This is a genomic window from Roseomonas elaeocarpi, assembly GCF_042433915.1.
Lineage (GTDB): Bacteria > Pseudomonadota > Alphaproteobacteria > Acetobacterales > Acetobacteraceae > Roseomonas > Roseomonas elaeocarpi.
Genome location: NZ_JBHLUN010000002.1, coordinates 222,725 through 238,560, shown reverse-complemented (window position 1 = coordinate 238,560; position 15,836 = coordinate 222,725). Strand labels below are relative to the sequence as shown.

Genomic DNA, 15,836 nt, shown 5'->3' with positions numbered 1-15,836 from the left:
AGGCGAAGCGAGTTCGACCAAGCTGATCACCGTGTCACGACCTTGGAACTGGATCAGGCTCAGAAGCAGCCAGGAGCTTCTCGCTTGTCACTGAAAGGCATGTTCGCTGTTTCCGAACCTGGCGCGCAATCTGTCGGTCAGCTTCGCGAGTTGCCTGACGGAACCACGACGAGGTTCCCGCCAGCGTTCACCGGGCAGGATCTGTCCTTGTGTGACCCTCCTGGGTGCGTAGTGGATGCAACCCATCGCCCATCACCGCCGACGATGCCTATCACTGCTGTGGGTCTGCCACCCGGCCGCGGTGAGCTATGGACCCGGCGCTCGCAACCTGGGCAGCCGCCGCAGGTCCTTATTTCACCCCGATCAGCGCCAGCGTCTCGGTGCGGGCTGCCACGGCCCGGCAGAATGCCTGGGCATTTCCGCCGCGGGCGCAGGCTTCGCCCAGCAGCAGCATGGCCGGCCCCTCCTGCAGCCAGTCGGGCGCGTTTGCCACCACCTCGGCGAAGGTGCCGCGCAGGGTGCGCTGCGCAGGGCTGCCACCGCGCTCGATAAGGGCAGCCGGGGTGGACAGGTCGTAGCCGGCATCGCGCAGCCCGGCGGAAAGCTGTGGCAGCGTGGTGGCGCCCATGTAGACCGCGAGCGTCTGCCCCGGACGGGCGAGGGAGGCGAAGTCCACGTCCAGCCTGCCGTCCCGCGTGTGGCCGGTGACGAAGGTGACACTGCGGGCGCAATCCCGGTGCGTCAGCGGGATCCCTGCCTGGGCGGCGCAGGCGAGCGCCGCGGTGATGCCGGGCACGACCTCGTGGGCGATGCCCACCTTGGCCAGGGCTTCCGCCTCCTCGCCGCCGCGGCCGAAGATGAAGGGATCGCCGCCCTTCAGCCGCACCACGCGCCGGCCCTCGCGCGCCAGTTGCACGAGCAGGGCGTTGATCTCCGCCTGCGGCACACAGTGGTTGGCGCGTGCCTTGCCGACGAAGATGAACTCCGCGTCGCGCCGTGCGCAGTCCAGCACCTCGGCCGAGACCAGCCGGTCGTGCACCACCACGTCGGCCTCGCCCAGCAGGCGCTGGGCGCGCAGGGTCAGCAGGTCGGCCGCGCCGGGTCCGGCGCCGACCAGGTGCACCATCCCGGCGGGCCGTTCCTCGGCGCGCTCCAGCGCCTCGGCGAAGGCAGCGGTGGCCTCCTCGTCCCGCCCCGCCAGGGCCAACTCGGCGGCGGGGCCGGTCAGCACGCCGTCCAGGAAGCGGCGGCGGGCCGCCAGATCCGGCAGGCGGGCGCGGGTGGCGCGCTGAAAGCGCCCGCAGAGCGCCGCCAGCCGGCCGATGCCGGGGGCCAGCACCGCCTCGATCTTCTGCCGGATCATGCGCGCCAGCACCGGCGAGGTGCCGGCGGTGGAGACCGCCACCAGCACGGGGTCACGCTCGATGATCGCGGGCATGATGAAGCCGCAGAGTTCCGTGCGATCCACCACGTTGCAGGGGATGCCGGAGGCACGGCAGGTCTGCGACAGCGCCACCATCTCGTGCTCCGGCGCGCCGGCGGCAACGGCCAGGGCCACGCCTTCCAGCATCTCCGGCGCGAAATGGTCCACGTGCCGGAGGCGGGCGCCGGCACGGCGCAGCAGCGCGGCCTTGCCTTCCAGCGCCTCGCCCCCGCCGAGCAGCAGCACGTCGCGGTCCTGCAGGTCCAGGAAGAGCGGGAAGTAGCGCATCGCGGCGGTTCTCCTCAGGCCGCCACGGGGGCGGCAGCCGCCGGCAGCAGGGCGGCAAGTTCGGGACGGCAGGCACCGCAGCCGGTGCCGGCGGCGCAGGCGGTGCCGACCGCGGCCACGGTGGCGGCCCCGGCGGCGATCGCGGCGCGGATCGTGGCCTCTGTGACGCCGTGGCAGGCGCAAACGGTGCGCGAGGGCGGCGGGCCATCCGCGGGGCCGCCGCCCAGCAGGGCGCGCCGGGTCGCCACGGCGGGCTGGCCCAGCAGGGTGGCGAGCCAGTCGCGTGCCGGCAGCAGGGCGGGGTCTGGCGCCAGGAACAGGGCGGCGCGCAGGCACCCGCCGGCCAGCAGCACGGCGCGGTGCTGCCCGGCCGCGGGGTCCTGCAGCACGCGCCAGGCGGCGCCGGGCTCGGAGAGGCTGTCGCGCAGGCGGACGAAGGCGTTCTCGGGCGCGTCCTGCCCCGCCAGCTCATGCCGCCAGAAGCCGCCGGGGAGCGGCACGCGGGTCAGGGGCGTGGTGCCGCCCGCCGGCAGCTCGGCGGCGGCCAGGACGAAGCCGTGCCAGCGCGCGGCCCAGGGGCGGACGGAAACGGGGGCGTGCTTCAGCTCCGGCTGCGCGCTGACCGGGTCCACCGCCGCGGGCAGCAGCGGGTTGGAGCGCCCGGTGGCGGAAAGCCGCGCGCCCCAGTGCATCGGCAGAAAGGCGACACCGCGCGGCAGGCCGGGGTCGGTGGCCAGGCGCAGGATGGCGGGCGTCCCGGCGCCGGTGACCTCCACCAGCGTGCCGGAGGCGGCCGGGGCATCCGCCGGGTGCAGGGTGACCAGCGGCTCCGGCTGCCCCGTCATCAGGCGGGGCACGAAGCCGGTGCGGGTCATGGTGTGCCACTGGTCGCGTAGCCGCCCGGTCAGCAGTGTCAGCGGGCGTTCCGCCGAGGCTTGGTGCGCGGGCGCACGCCAGGGCGTCGGCACGAAGCGCAGCGCGCCCGTGTCCAGCAGCCGGCCGCCGCGCATCCCGGCCTCCGGCACCGGCCAGCGGGTGGGTTCCAGCACGGCGTAGCCGGCCTCGTCCAGCCCAGCCAGGCCGCCGATGTCGAAGACCCGGCCGCGCCGCGCGGCCAGGGCGGAAAGCGCCGCGTGCTCGCGGAAGATGTCGGCGGGCGACTGCCAGGCGAAGGCCTCCGCAAAGCCCAGGCGCTTCGCCACTTCGGCGATCATCCACCAGTCGGCGCGCGCTTCGCCGGGGGCAGGGAGAAAGGCGCGTTGGCGGCTGATGACGCGCTCGCTGTTGGTGACGGTGCCGTCCTTCTCGCCCCAGCCCAGCGCCGGCAGCCGTACATGAGCATAGGCCAGCGTGTCCGAGGCCCGTGAACAGTCGGACACCACCAGGAAGGGCGCGCGGGCGAGGGCGGCGCGCACGGCGTCGCTGTCGGGCAGGGACACGGCGGGGTTGGTGGCCATCACCCAGAGCGCGCCGAGCCGGCCCTCGCCGAGGGCGCGGAACATGTCCACCGCGCGCAAGCCGGGGCCGCGCGCCAGGGCGGGCGCCCGCCAGAACTGCGCCAGGGCCCCCGCATCGCCGGGCCGGTCCCAGTCCAGGTGCGCGGCGAGCGTCGTGGCCAGGGCGCCGACCTCGCGCCCGCCCATGGCGTTGGGCTGGCCGGTGACCGAGAAGGGCCCCATGCCCGGCCGGCCGATCCGCCCCGTCGCCAAGTGCACGTTGATGATGGCGTTGGCCTTGTCCGTGCCGGCGGTGGACTGGTTCACCCCCTGGCTCCAGAGCGTGACCGTGCGCGGCGTGGCGGCGAACCAGCGGAAAAAGGTGGCGAGGCCGGCCGGGTCCAGCCCGGTCAGCGCCGCCGCCTCCGGCGCGATGGCGCGGGCGGCCTCCAGCGCGGCGTCCAGCCCGGCAGTGCGGCTGGCAATGAAGCCGCGGTCCAGCGCGCCGCTCTTTTCCAAATGCGCCAGCAGCGCGGCGAAGAGCGCGACGTCGCTACCCGGGCGGAGCGGCAGGTGCAGGCTGGCGCCCTCGACGCTGGCGGTACGGCGGGGGTCGACCACGACCAACCGCATCCCCGGCCGCGCGGCGCGGGCGGCGATCAGGCGCTGGTGCAGCACCGGATGGCACCAGGCCAGGTTGCTGCCCACCAGCACCACCAGATCCGCCTGCTCCAAGTCGGCGTAGAGGCCGGGCACCAGGTCCTCGCCGAAGGCGCGCTTGTGCGCGGCGACGGCGCTGGCCATGCAAAGGCGGGAATTGCTGTCGATGTTGCCGGTGCCGAGAAAGCCCTTCGCCAGCTTGTTGGCGGCGTAGTAGTCCTCGGTCAGCAGCTGGCCGGACACGTAGAGCCCGACATTCTCCGGCCCACCCTGCTCCAATGCGCGGGAGAAACCCTCGGCCACCGCGTCCAGCGCGGCGTCCCAGGACGCGCGGCGGCCACCGACCTCGGGAAACAGCAGCCTGTCGGGCAGGGCCAGCGTTTCACCCAGCGCTGCGCCCTTGGAGCAGAGCCTGCCGGCATTGGCGGGGTGCGCGGGGTCTCCCGCCACGGTGCCGTCCGGCGCGGCCAGCACGCCGCAGCCGACGCCGCAATACGGGCAGGTTGTGCGAATGGCGGCCGAATGGTCGGCGTGGGGAAGTGCCATCTCAGTAAACGTCGCGCTGGTAGCGGCCCTGGCGGGCCAGGGCGACGATCCAGTCGCGCGCCTGCGCCTCGTCCAGTCTGCCCTCGTCGCGGGCGATCCCGCGCAACGCTGCGTCCACGTCCTTGGCCATGCGCAGCGCGTCGCCGCAGACGTAGAAATGCGCGCCGTCCTGCAGCCAGCGCCAAAGGTCGGCGGCGTTCTCCCGCATGCGGTCCTGCACGTAGACCTTTCTCGCCTGATCGCGGCTCCAGGCCAGGGAGAGGCGCGACAAGGTGCCGGTCTGCTGCCAGGCCTCGACCTCGGCGCGGAACAGGAAGTCGGTGGCCTCGTGCTGGTCGCCGAAGAACAGCCAGGACGGTCCCTTGGCGCCCATGGCGTGGCGGTGCTGCAGGAAGGCGCGGAACGGCGCGATGCCGGTGCCGGGGCCGACCATGATCACCGGCGTGGCGGGATCGGCCGGCAGGCGGAAATGGCTGCTCTGCACATGCGCCAGCAACGGCACCTCGGCGCAGGCGCGATGACCGAGGTGGCAGGAGGCGATGCCGTCCCGCACCCGCCCGCGCCGGGTGGCGCGCACCACGCTGACACAGAGCTCGACGCTGGTGGGGCAGGCCAGCGGCGAGGAGGCGATGGAATACAGCCTTGGCTTCAGCGCCGGCAGCGAGGCCAGCAGGTCGGCCACCGGCGGGCGGGCGGAAGGAAAAGCGTCGAGCAGGTCCAGCAGGTCGGCATCCGCGGGTTCGGCGCCATCCTCCGCATCGGCCAAGCGGCGCAGCGCGGCGGCCTCGGCGGGATCCCTGGCAGCGCCGGCCAGCAGGTCCAGCGTACGGTCCAGCGGGCGGGCGATGTCCAGGGCTTCCGCCAGCCGCGCGGCCTGTTCCGGCGTGGCGCCGAGGCGCGCCACCACGGCCTCCACCAGCGCTGGATCGTTGGGCGCCAGCACGCCGACCGAATCGCCGGGCTCGTAACGCAGCCCCGATCCGGCGAGGTCCAGCACGACGTGCCGCACGTCCTTGGCGGAGGCTTCGCCGGTCAGGCGCGCGGCGCTGGCGAAGCGAACCTTCTCGCCTTTCGGTCCGCTGGGGCCGGCGGGCACGGGGGCCGGGGCGGCGGCAGGCGCCTCGGCCAGCAAGGCCTTCAGCGTCTTCATCGTCTGCTTGCCGCCGGGCACGCAAAGGGAGGCGGAGGTCTCGCGCCCTTCCGCCAGCGCCTCGGCATAGGTCTGGCAGAGATAGCCGCACTGGCCGCAGTCGAGCTGCGCCATGGCGGCCATCAGGCGCCGCCGCATCGGTCGGCCCTCCGCCAGCGCGAGGCGCTCCTCCAGCTCGATCGCCGGATCGTGCCAGGGGAAATCCTCGACCGGCGCGGCGGGGCTCGCCGCCGCGGGGGCGGGCGCTGCCGCGGCAGCCCCGTAGAGACCGGCCAGGAAGCCGTTCAGCCAGGCGCGCTGCGCCGGGGTGAACGGCGCGTTTTCCGGGATGACCGGCACGGTGGGCGTGGCCGGGGCGACCGGCGTCAGGGCGTTCACGCCACGCTCTCCCCGAGCATCGCGTCCAGTGCGGCCTCGTCGTGCCGCGCGCAGAACTGGTGGAAGCTTTCCCCCTCCCGGCGCTGCACCAGGAAGGTGCCGAGCAGGCCTGCCACCAGAGGTCCCAGCTCGTCGTGCGCGACCTTGGGGCGGATCAGGCGACCGATCTTCTGCTCCACGCCGGCACCGCCGCCGACATGCAGGTCGTAGCCTTCCACCAGCTCCTCGCCGCGCTCCACCTTGGCGCCGAGCAGGCCGATGTCGCCGACGTAGTGCTGCGCGCAGGAATTGTGACAGCCCGTCAGGTGGATGTTGATGGGGTGCGGCATGACAAGGCGCGCGTCGAGGTAATCCGCCAGCTCCGCCGCGTGCTTCTTGGTGTTGGAGGCGGCGAACTTGCAGCCGGCATTGCCGGTGCAAGCCACCAGCCCGCCACGGATGTGCGAGGCTTTCGTAGACAGGCCGAGTTCCGCCAGCGCGGCCACGACCTCCGGCACGCGTGCTTCAGGCACGCCGGAAAGCAGGAAATTCTGCCAAACCGTTAGGCGGATCTCACCGCTGATGCGTCCCGCGATATCGGCCACGCCGCGCCACTGCGCCGCGCTCAGCCGCCCCAGCGGCGTGACCACACCGACGTAGAACAGCCCGGCCTGCTTCTGCGCATGCACGCCGACATGGCCGTGCTTGGCAGGATGCACGCCCTGGGCAAGCGCTTCCGCGGGCACCTTGGGCAGTGCCGCGCCCAGCAAGGCCTCGGTCTCGGTGATGAATTTCGGCAAGCCCCAGCGGTCCAGCAGGTATTTCAGCCGTGCCTTCTTGCGGTCCGTGCGGTCGCCATGCGCGATAAAGACGCGCAACACCGCATCGGCCACGCGGACCGCATCTTCCAACGGCACCACCACGCCGGTTTCGCGCGCGAAATCCTGGTGGCCGGTGATGCCGCCGAGGTTGAGCCGGTAGTACAGCCCGGCCGGAACGCCGAATCCGTCCAGCACGCGCACGGCATGGAAGGAGATGTCGTTTGTTTCCTCCAGCACCTCCACCGCGCCGCCGCCATTGAAGGCGATGTTGAACTTTCGCGGCAGGGCAAACAGGTCGCGCGTGTTCATGATGTGGTGGTGCAGCTTGCGCACCACCGCGCGGGTATCCACCAGCTCCGCCGCGTCGATGCCGGCGGTGGGGCTGGCGGTGATGTTGCGGATGTTGTCCGCACCCGTGCCGCGCGGCAGCAGGCCCAGGTCGCCCAGGCGCATTACCACCTCCGGCCCATGCGCGGCCCCGATCTCGCGGATCTGCAGGTTGGCGCGGGTGGTGACGTCGGCATGGCCGCCGCCGAGTTCTTCCGCGATGTCGGCGATGCCGCGCAGCTGCCAGGGCGACAGGATGCCGCCGGGAATCCGCAGCCGGCACATGAAGGAATCCTGCGCTGGCGCCACGTAGAACAGCCCGTGGTAGCGGCCGACGAAATCCTCCAGCGCCTTGGGGAAGCGCCCGGCATCGGCGCGCCCCACCAGCTCGTCCCAGCGGTCCAGTGGGTGCTTCTCGGCCTTCACTTCCTCCTGCGGCACCAGCTTGCCGCCGGCGGCCATGGTCGCTTTCTGCGCGGCGCGCAAGGCGTCCGGCGGGGCGGCATCGGCGGGTTCCGCGTTCGGCAGCAGCGCGCCGCGCGCGTCGATGCCGGCGAAGAAGCCCTTGACGTATTGCTGCTGTTCCTCGGTGAAGCTGTCCTGCATCACGCGGCGTCCCCGCAATATTCCGGCCCCAGTGCCAGCGCCGCCCGCAGGGGCGGCACGGCGCGGCCGGAGGAGATGAGATCGAGGTAGAAGCCGCTGTCGTCGGTCTGGCCGAAGAGCACGGCGCCCACCAGCTTGTCGCCCCGCAGCCAGAGCCGGCGGTATTCGCCGCTCTCCTCGCAGGCGAGGGTGATGGCTTCCGCGTCGGCCGCGGCGATGGCGCCCGCCGACCAGACCGGGATGCCCGACACCTTCAGCGCCGCCGCGTCCGGGCGCGGGGCGTAGCGGGCGGCTTCGCCCGCGATGGCGGCTGCGGCCACGGCGGCCTGGGCCAGCGCGGGCGCCACCAGCCCGCAGACCTCCCCGTCATGCTCGGCGCATTCGCCGATGGCGAAGATGGCCGGGTCGGCCGTGCGCATGGCGTTGTCCACCAGGATGCCGCGCCCGGCGGGCAGCCCGGCCTCGCGCGCCAGCGTCGTTTCCGGGCGCACGCCAACGGCCAGCACCACCAGCCGCGCCGGCACCAATGCGCCGTCCTTCAGCCGCACGCCCTCGGCCTCGATGGCCGCCGTGGCGGCGGGCATGGCGAAGCGCAGGCCCTGCGCCTGCAAGGTTGCCGCCAGCCGAGCGCCGGCGCCGTCATCCAGTTGCCGTTCCATCGGCCAGCCCATGGGGTGGATGACGGTCACCGTCATGCCCAGGGCGAGGAGACCCGCCGCCGCCTCAAGCCCCAGCAGCCCGCCGCCGATCACCGCCGCCGCGCCGCCTTCCGCCGCGGCCGCGCGCATGGCGTCCACGTCGACGATATCGCGGTACAGCACGGCGCGTTCCGCACCCGGCAGCGGCAGCCGCACAGCGCGGGAGCCGGTGGCCAGCACCAGCACGTCATAGGGCAGCGCGGTGCCGTCCGTCGCGATGGCCTGCCGCATGTCGCGGTCGATGCGGGCGATGCGCTGGCCGGGGCGGAACGTCACGCCTGCTGCCGCGAGTGCGGCGGGCGTATGGGTGGTCAGCGCCGCGAGGTCGGCAGTGCCGGTCAGCAGTTTTCCCAGGGCCACGCGGTCGTAGGGTGCGACGGCTTCCTCGCCCACCAACGTGACACCGGCGGCCGCCAGGCGTTCCGCCAGCAGCGTCGCGCAGCGCGTGCCGGCCGGGCCGGCGCCGACCACCAGGATGTTCACGCCACCTTCTCCGCCGGCAGGGAATGGCGGTGATGAAGGAACTCCAGCACCGCCGCGCGCGGCCCGGTGAAGCGCGGGTCACTGGCCAGCGCGATACGGTCGCGCGGGCGCGGCAGGTCCACCGCCAATACCTCGCCCACCTGGGCATTGGGGCCGTTGGTCAGCATGACGATGCGGTCGGAGAGCAGCACCGCCTCGTCCACGTCATGCGTGATCATGATGACGGTGGTGCCGAGCTCGGCATGGATCGCCATCACCTGGTCCTGCAGGTGCGCGCGGGTCAGGGCGTCCAGCGCGCCGAAAGGCTCGTCCAGCAGCAGCACCTTGGGCTTCATGGACAACGCGCGGGCAATGCCGATGCGCTGCTTCATGCCGCCGGAGATCTCGCCCGGGCGCTTGTCCCGCGCGTGGGTCATGCGCACCAGGGCGAGGTTATGCTCGATCCAGTCGTGCCGCTCGGCCCGGCTCATGCCGCGCCCCGCCGTGCGGTCCACCGCCAGCTTGACGTTCTCGTAGCAGGTCAGCCAGGGCAGCAGGGAATGGTTCTGGAACACCACGGCGCGGTCGGGGCCGGGGCCATCGATCTCGCGTCCATCCAGCACCACGCCGCCGGCCGAAGCCGGCAGCAGACCGGCCACGATGTTCAGCAGCGTGGACTTGCCGCAGCCGGAATGGCCGATGATCGAGACGTACTCGCCTCGGTTGATGCGCAGCGTCACGTCCCGCAGCACCGGCACGGGCGAGCGCGGAAACTGGATGGACAGGTTGGAAATGTCGAGAAAAGCGGTCATGGGCCCGTTCTCCGTCAGCTCGCGGCGACGCCGCGGGTGGCGAGGCGCCCGAGCAGGGCGACGCAGCGATCCAGCACGAAGCCGGTGATGCCCACGTAGAACAGCGCGACGATGATGTCGGACAGGTTGGAGCTGTTCCACGCATCCCAGATAAAGAAGCCGATGCCGACGCCGCCGATCAGCATCTCCGCCGCGATGATCGCCAGCCAGGACAGGCCCACGCCGATGCGCAGCCCGGTGAAGATGTAGGGTGCGGCGGAGGGCAGCACGATCTGCCAGAACCAGGACAGCCCGTTCATGCGGATCACCGCGGCGACGTTGCGGTAATCCTGCGGCACGTTGCGCACGCCCACGGCGGTGTTGATGATGATCGGCCAGATCGAGGTGATGAAGATCACGAAGATCGCCGAGGGCTGCGCCTCGCGGAAGGCGGCCAGGCTCAGCGGCAGCCAGGCGAGCGGCGGCACGGTGCGCAGCACCTGGAAGATCGGGTCCAGCCCGCGCATCGCGAAGGCGGAGGTGCCCACCAGCATGCCGAGCGCGATGCCGACGACGGCAGATAGGGCGAAGCCTTCGAAGACGCGCGTCAGGCTGGCGGCGAGGTGCCAGAACAGCCCCTTGTCCAGTCCGCCGCGGTCGAAGAACGGATCGAGGATCAGCTCGCGGCTGTCGCTCCAGACCTGGGATGGCGGTGGCAGGGTGGCTCCGCTGCTGCCCGCGGCGATCTGCCAGGCCAGGCCCAGCACGAGCACCACCAGCGCGGGCGGCAGAACCCGGCTCAGCAACGGGGCAAAACGGGACGGCGTCTTCAGCGCCGGCAGCGGGGCGGAGGCGAGGCGCGGCGCCGCCTCCGGCTTGCGGGTGATGGCGTTCACGGCATTCAGCTCCGCACGGTCTTCTTGATGTCGAGCGAGGCGAGATAGGCGGCGGGGTTCTCGGGATCGAAGACCTTGCCGTCGAAGAAGGTCTCGCGCCCGCGGCTGGTGCCGGAGGGCATCTCACTGTTCGCCACACCGGCGCGGGCGGCGGCGGCGCGCCAGACCCCTTCGCGGTTCACCTCGGCGATCAGCTTCGCCGTGTCCGTGCCCTCCGGCAGCACGCCCCAGCGGATATCCTCCGTCAGGAACCACAGATCGTGCGAGCGGAAAGGATAGCTGGCGTGATCGCGCCAGAACTTCATCAGCAGCGGGGAGTTCTCGACCTTGCGGCCATCGCCGTAGTCGATGTTGCCCTGGGACCGGCTGAGGATGTCCACCACGGGCACGTTGAACCAGGCGCGGCGGCCGACGATCTCGCACATCTCCGCCTTGTTGCCGGCGTCGTCGCACCAGCGCTGCGCCTCGATCACCGCCGCCGTCAGCGCCTCGGCCGCCTTCGGGTTGGCGGCGACGAAATCGGCGCGCAGGGCGAAGGACTTTTCCGGGTGGTCCTTCCACAGCTCACCCGTCACGGCGGCGGTGTAGCCGAGTTTCTGGCGCACCAACTGGTCGTTCCAGGGCTCGCCGACGCAGAAGGCGTCCATGGTACCGACCTTCATGTTGGCCACCATCTGCGGCGGCGGCACCACGATGGTCTGCACGTCCTTGTCCGGGTCGATGCCGGCGGCCGCCAGCCAGTAGCGGATCCACAGGTCATGCGTGCCGCCGCGAAAGGTCATGGCGACCTTGCTTTCGGCGTTCAGGGCCTTTTTCAGCGGGCCGGCATCCAGCCTGGCGCCGGCATGCTTGCTGGCCACCGAGAGCGCTTGCCCGTTGGTGTTCAGCCGCGCCAGGATCGCCATCGGCACAGGCTGGTTGTTCTGGGTGATGCGCCCCGTGTGCATCATGTAGGGCATCGGCGTCAGGATATGCGCGCCGTCGATGCCGCCGCCGGCCCCACCCAGCACCAGGTTGTCGCGCGTGGCGCCCCAGGAGGCCTGCTTGGAAACCTCCACGTCCGGCATGCCGTGCTTGGCGAAGAAGCCCTTCTCCTTGGCGATGATCAGCGGTGAGGCGTCGGTGAGCGCGATGTAGCCCAGCGTAGCCTTCTTCACTTCCGGCGTGGTGCTGCCTTGCGCGAAGGCTCCGCACGGCGTGGCGGCCCGCGCGGCGGTCAGCAGCGCGGCGGTTGCGGCGATCGCCCGGCGGCGGGTCATGGCGTGATTCATGGAGCGTTCAGGCCTCCGGCAGGGAGTTGACGTGGGGGATCGGGGTGCCGAGGCGCGCGGCGGCCCGGTTCCAGATGTCGTTGCGGAAGGGGCTGAGGGCGGCGACGTCCGAGGCTTCCGCGGGCAGGTGCCCCCAGCGCCGCATCCGTTCGAGCCAGGCTTCGGCCTGCGCCGGGTCCGGCCGCGTCGCGGCGGCGAAGCGCAACGGGTGGGGCAGGCTGTGCCAGCCGCCGCCAGGCAGCGGCACGCGGCCTGCGAAGGCGGCACCCACCGCGCGCGGATCGAGGTCGGGGAAGACCTCGGCCATGGCGCTGGTGGCCTCGGACCGGTTCTGCGGGTCGTCAAGCCACTGCGCCGCTTCGATCACCGCGGCGGTGGCGGCGACCGCGGGGCCGGGATCGCGTGTCACCGTCTCGCTGGTGAAAGCCAGCAGCTTTTCCGAATGGTCCGGCCAGATGGAGCCGGTGCCCAGCGCGATGCGGCCGTGGCCCGCCAGCACGGCCTGGCTGCCCCAGGGCTCGCCGGCGCAGAAACCGTCGATGTGCCCGGCCGCCAATTTGTGCCCGACCAGTGGCGGCGGCACCACTTCCAGCGCCACGTCACTGTCTGGATCCAGGCCGGCGCCGGCCAGCCAGTCGCGCAGCAGGTAGCCATGGGTGGAATACGCATGCACGATCGCCAGGCGCAGCTTGCGCTCGGCGGCAATACGGCGCCGGGCCAGTTCCGCGAAAGCCACGGCGGACAATGGTGGCTGCGAGAGGCCGAGTTCCTCGGCGGCGGCGTGGGACAGCGTCAGGGTATTGCCGTTACGACCCAGGCCGCAGGCCGCCACCAGTCCGCGCGGCTGCTGCCCCAGGCCCACCGCCGCTGCGACCGGCATGGGATAGAGCAGGTGGGAGGCGTCCAGCGCACCAAAGAGCAGCCGGTCCCGCAGTGCCGCCCAGGCGCCCGTCGGCACCAGCGTGACGCGCAGCCCCTGCTTGGCGAAGAAGCCCAGTCGCTCCGCCAGCACGATGGGCGCTGCGTCGATGAGCGGCAGGAAGCCGATGCGGAGATGGGGAGCAGTGGCGGCGATCTGCGGCAAGAACGCGACTCCGGCTGCATACGCAGCGTGGAGACGGGCCGCCGTTGGTCCGCCAGAACAGAAGGAGGAAGCGTTCACGCCCGGCACGCCATTGCACCGGACGAGCAAGGAATTGCATGTTCAGCTGGTCGGCGGAAGCCGGAGCTGAGGCTGATCTGCTGTATTTTTGACCTCGCAGTCGAGGCTGAGATTAAAACATGCGCTTCTTGTTTATATTTTGTGCAAGAAGGCGCTGGGCAGCTTCGACGAGCCGGATGCCTTCGTCCATGGCCGCCCGGCGCAGCGCTTGGTGTGCCTCATCTTCGGAGAGGCCACGCGCCTGCATCAGCAGGCCCTTGGCCCGCTCAATCAATTTGCGCTCTTCCAGCTGTGTTTGGGTGCGCAGCAACTGTTCCCGGAGCGCCTGATAGGCACGGAACTGGCGAATAGCGACCTCAATGACCGGGCGCACACGCTCCGGTGCCAGACCCTCGGCCACGTAGGCGGCAACGCCGGCGTCGATGGCGGCTTCGATTTGTTCCGGCGCAGCACTTTCCGTGAAAAGGACGACCGGGCGGGGTTCGTCCCGCTGCAGGGCGCGCATACTGTCCAGCGCGTCGCGCGAGGGGTCGTCGATGCCGCAAACGATGACGTCGGCGCCGCTCTGACGAACCCGTTCGGTAAGGCCGATGATGTCAGTGGTCAGCGCCACCACCTGCAGCCCCTGCGCCTCGAGGCCGACGCGAACCGCCTGGCCTCGCGCAGCGTCGGCGTCGATCAGCAGGACGCGCAGGGCAGAGGCTCCTCGGGTGGGCACACGGGCCGAGATGCAAAGACCTCGCCACCGGAGGGTTGGGCAGCCGGGTGCGTCCGGGTCTAGCCCGGATTACCCGCGCCGGTAGAAAGCTCGGCCATGTCGAAGAGGTCCTGGACGCGAAGCTGAGGCCCGCGAGCGGATTGCCGGGCGCGCCGGCGAGGCGTGGCTGCGGGCCATGGATCGAGGCGTTGAGGCCAGCGGTCACTGCCGCGACGTGAGATCGCGAAGCACGAAGGTCGAGTGTGACCTTCCTTCATGCTTCCGGGCACGCAACCTCGCCAAGGTGGAAGGGGACGATTTCCTGGCGATCTCGCCCCACCGGGCAGCCTCAGGCAGCAGCCTTCTGTGCCACCGCGGTGGCGGCGCGCAGGGCTGCGAGGAAGCGGTTTTGGCCGCGCAGAAGTTCCACCTGACCGCTGCGGCGCAGACTCTCCGGCAGTTCCGGCAGTTCCGCCGCGACTGCTAGGGTGGGCAGCGGTGGAACAGTGTAGGCCGGGTCGTGGCGAAAGCGCGGTTCGCGCGTCGCGTTGAGGGGGATCAGCAGGCGGGCAATCGCCAGCGAGGCGCTGTTGCGGTCGGTCGGCGCCCGGCTGGCAAGACCCTCCAGCGCACGCAGGAAGCCTTCCGTGGCCTGCCGTGCCGGGGTGAGGTCGGCCATGCCCTGCGAGGAAGCCTCGTAGCGTGCGATCGTGTCCAGGAACTCCTCCGCCGTTGCCTTCCAATCGAAGGGCAGAAGTTCGACGGCCGCGACGCGCAGCACGGACAGGAGGTAGATCCGCATGTCCGTCATCAGCACGTCGCGGTCGGCAATCTCGATCGTGTCGTTCTCGGTGTGCCAGGCGATATTCGCACCGCAGCCGGACACGTCGTAGTAGCCTTTCTCCTGCCGCAGGTGCTCCGGCATGGTGGACGACAGCATGAAGAAGCTGGGCAGGCCGATGTTGTTGAAGGAATAGTCGCCGGCCTGCGGCGGCCGCAGCGTCTTGATTTCGGCATCAGGAACGATGTCGCGGATCGCCGCCGTGGCGATCGCGGCGCTTTCCGGAAAGGCGCGCGTGTCGTGATAGCTGGTAGCCCAGCGGCAGCCGGGACTGTCGCAGTTGATCTGTGCGACGCAGTGTTCGTCGAGCTCCTGCGCGAAGCGGTCGGCGAACCAGGTGGAGCCGGCGTAGCGGCCGGTGGAGTGCCCGGGCCACCAGGCGATCTTCACCGAGCGCCGCAGCCCCGCGCGTCCCTGCCACAGCACACGGGCCAGTTCCATGAGCGTGGCATCGCCGGTGGCGTTGTCGCCCACGCCGACGTCCCAGCTGTCGTAATGGCCGTGCACCAGGACGAAATCGTCGGGCTCCACCGTGCCTGGGATCGTGACGACGGGGATCTTCTGTGGAAACCAACCTTCCAGCATCTCGGTGGTGATGGTTGCCTCGCCACCATTCTCGGCCATCTGCATCAGCACCTGGCCGTCCGGGTTGTTCACCGCCACGACCGGGATCTTCGGCTTTCGCGGCAGATCGGCGAGGTCCGGACTGCCCCAGATCGTGGTGCAGGTCCCCCAATGGATGTCGACGCCCGGGTTGACCGCGATCAGCCCGGCACCACCCCATTCCTCGATCAGGGAAGTCAACGCCGGGTTGCCGAAGCCTTGCATGACCACGATGCGCCCCGCGACCAGCGCCCGCACCTCCTCCACCGAGCGGATGCTGCCGCCGAACAGCGTGGCGATGTCGCGGTTGTAGCTGCGCAGCGCCTTCGGGTTGGCCTGCAGCCGCACCAGCGGTGCTGTTCGACCGCCCGGAACCGGCAGCGAGGAAGAGGGTGGCTTGGCACGGAAGGAGCGGCCGCCGGCGGTCACCGAAGCGGAGAGTGGTACCGAGAGGCTGATCTCCGGCTGGTGCATCTCGAATGGCACGCCCAGCGCCGTGAGTGTTGCGCCGATCACATCGGCGGCGGCGTTCACGTCCTCGGGCCGCCAGCGCGGCATGGTGGAGAAGCGTTCCACCAGCGCCCAGGGCGTGACGAGGCTGACCTGTTCCAGGAAGCGCTGTTCCGCGTCACTTATAGGCATCGGAGCGAACCCTCTCATCGCGGATGGTACGGTGAATGAACCGATGTTTTACTCGGTGCGGCATCGCGTCAATCGATTTTTCCGCGTCCACCTGCCGAATCGATGATTTGCATTTTTCCTACTCATGTCCTGCACTCATCGGTAGCAAGCGATATTTGA

The 15,836-nt window shown here is 70.9% G+C and carries 11 protein-coding genes; all 11 read right to left on the bottom strand.

What is annotated here, in order from left to right:
- Positions 1-349 precede the first annotated feature (349 nt).
- On the bottom strand, positions 350-1,711 hold the full coding sequence (cysG, locus tag ACFFGY_RS02855; protein WP_377042865.1) for a siroheme synthase CysG: 1,362 nt from the start codon (positions 1,709-1,711) through the stop codon (positions 350-352).
- A 14-nt stretch (positions 1,712-1,725) separates the two neighbouring features.
- The gene (locus ACFFGY_RS02850; RefSeq protein ID WP_377042864.1) at positions 1,726-4,353 is read right to left on the bottom strand and encodes a molybdopterin oxidoreductase family protein; all 2,628 of its coding nucleotides are present in this window, start codon (positions 4,351-4,353) and stop codon (positions 1,726-1,728) included.
- Position 4,354: 1 nt separating this feature from the next.
- Complete coding sequence (locus tag ACFFGY_RS02845; RefSeq protein WP_377042863.1) at positions 4,355-5,881, bottom strand: sulfite reductase subunit alpha; 1,527 nt, start codon at positions 5,879-5,881, stop codon at positions 4,355-4,357.
- Positions 5,878-7,614, bottom strand: coding sequence for a NirA family protein (locus ACFFGY_RS02840; RefSeq protein WP_377042862.1), 1,737 nt, complete (start codon positions 7,612-7,614; stop codon positions 5,878-5,880). Before ACFFGY_RS02840 ends, ACFFGY_RS02845 begins: the two co-directional genes overlap by 4 nt.
- Positions 7,614-8,795, bottom strand: a complete 1,182-nt coding sequence (locus tag ACFFGY_RS02835) for an NAD(P)/FAD-dependent oxidoreductase (RefSeq protein WP_377042861.1) — start codon at positions 8,793-8,795, stop codon at positions 7,614-7,616. The genes ACFFGY_RS02840 and ACFFGY_RS02835 overlap by 1 nt, the downstream gene beginning before the upstream one ends.
- Positions 8,792-9,586 carry an ABC transporter ATP-binding protein gene (locus ACFFGY_RS02830; RefSeq protein ID WP_377042860.1) on the bottom strand — a complete coding sequence of 265 codons (795 nt, stop codon included), beginning with the start codon at positions 9,584-9,586 and terminating at the stop codon, positions 8,792-8,794. Before ACFFGY_RS02830 ends, ACFFGY_RS02835 begins: the two co-directional genes overlap by 4 nt.
- Before the next feature lie 14 nt (positions 9,587-9,600).
- Complete coding sequence (gene ntrB, locus ACFFGY_RS02825; RefSeq protein WP_377042859.1) at positions 9,601-10,461, bottom strand: nitrate ABC transporter permease; 861 nt, start codon at positions 10,459-10,461, stop codon at positions 9,601-9,603.
- A 5-nt stretch (positions 10,462-10,466) separates the two neighbouring features.
- Positions 10,467-11,732, bottom strand: a complete 1,266-nt coding sequence (locus ACFFGY_RS02820; RefSeq protein ID WP_377042858.1) for a CmpA/NrtA family ABC transporter substrate-binding protein — start codon at positions 11,730-11,732, stop codon at positions 10,467-10,469.
- 7 nt (positions 11,733-11,739) lie between these two features.
- Positions 11,740-12,816, bottom strand: coding sequence for an ABC transporter substrate-binding protein (locus ACFFGY_RS02815; protein WP_377042857.1), 1,077 nt, complete (start codon positions 12,814-12,816; stop codon positions 11,740-11,742).
- A 190-nt stretch (positions 12,817-13,006) separates the two neighbouring features.
- Complete coding sequence (locus ACFFGY_RS02810; protein WP_377042856.1) at positions 13,007-13,612, bottom strand: ANTAR domain-containing response regulator; 606 nt, start codon at positions 13,610-13,612, stop codon at positions 13,007-13,009.
- A gap of 328 nt (positions 13,613-13,940) precedes the next feature.
- Positions 13,941-15,677, bottom strand: a complete 1,737-nt coding sequence (locus ACFFGY_RS02805) for a M28 family peptidase (RefSeq protein WP_377042854.1) — start codon at positions 15,675-15,677, stop codon at positions 13,941-13,943.
- Positions 15,678-15,836 lie beyond the last annotated feature (159 nt).

Bases quoted from the DNA above. Each gene is read 5' to 3' on its own strand.
- ACFFGY_RS02830 (WP_377042860.1), bottom strand. From the start codon at position 9,586: ATGACCGCTTTTCTCGACATTTCCAACCTGTCCATCCAGTTTCCGCGC.
- ACFFGY_RS02805 (WP_377042854.1), bottom strand. From the start codon at position 15,677: ATGCCTATAAGTGACGCGGAACAGCGCTTCCTGGAACAGGTCAGCCTC.
- cysG (WP_377042865.1), bottom strand. From the start codon at position 1,711: ATGCGCTACTTCCCGCTCTTCCTGGACCTGCAGGACCGCGACGTGCTG.
- ACFFGY_RS02840 (WP_377042862.1), bottom strand. From the start codon at position 7,614: ATGCAGGACAGCTTCACCGAGGAACAGCAGCAATACGTCAAGGGCTTC.
- ACFFGY_RS02820 (WP_377042858.1), bottom strand. From the start codon at position 11,732: ATGAATCACGCCATGACCCGCCGCCGGGCGATCGCCGCAACCGCCGCG.
- ACFFGY_RS02850 (WP_377042864.1), bottom strand. From the start codon at position 4,353: ATGGCACTTCCCCACGCCGACCATTCGGCCGCCATTCGCACAACCTGC.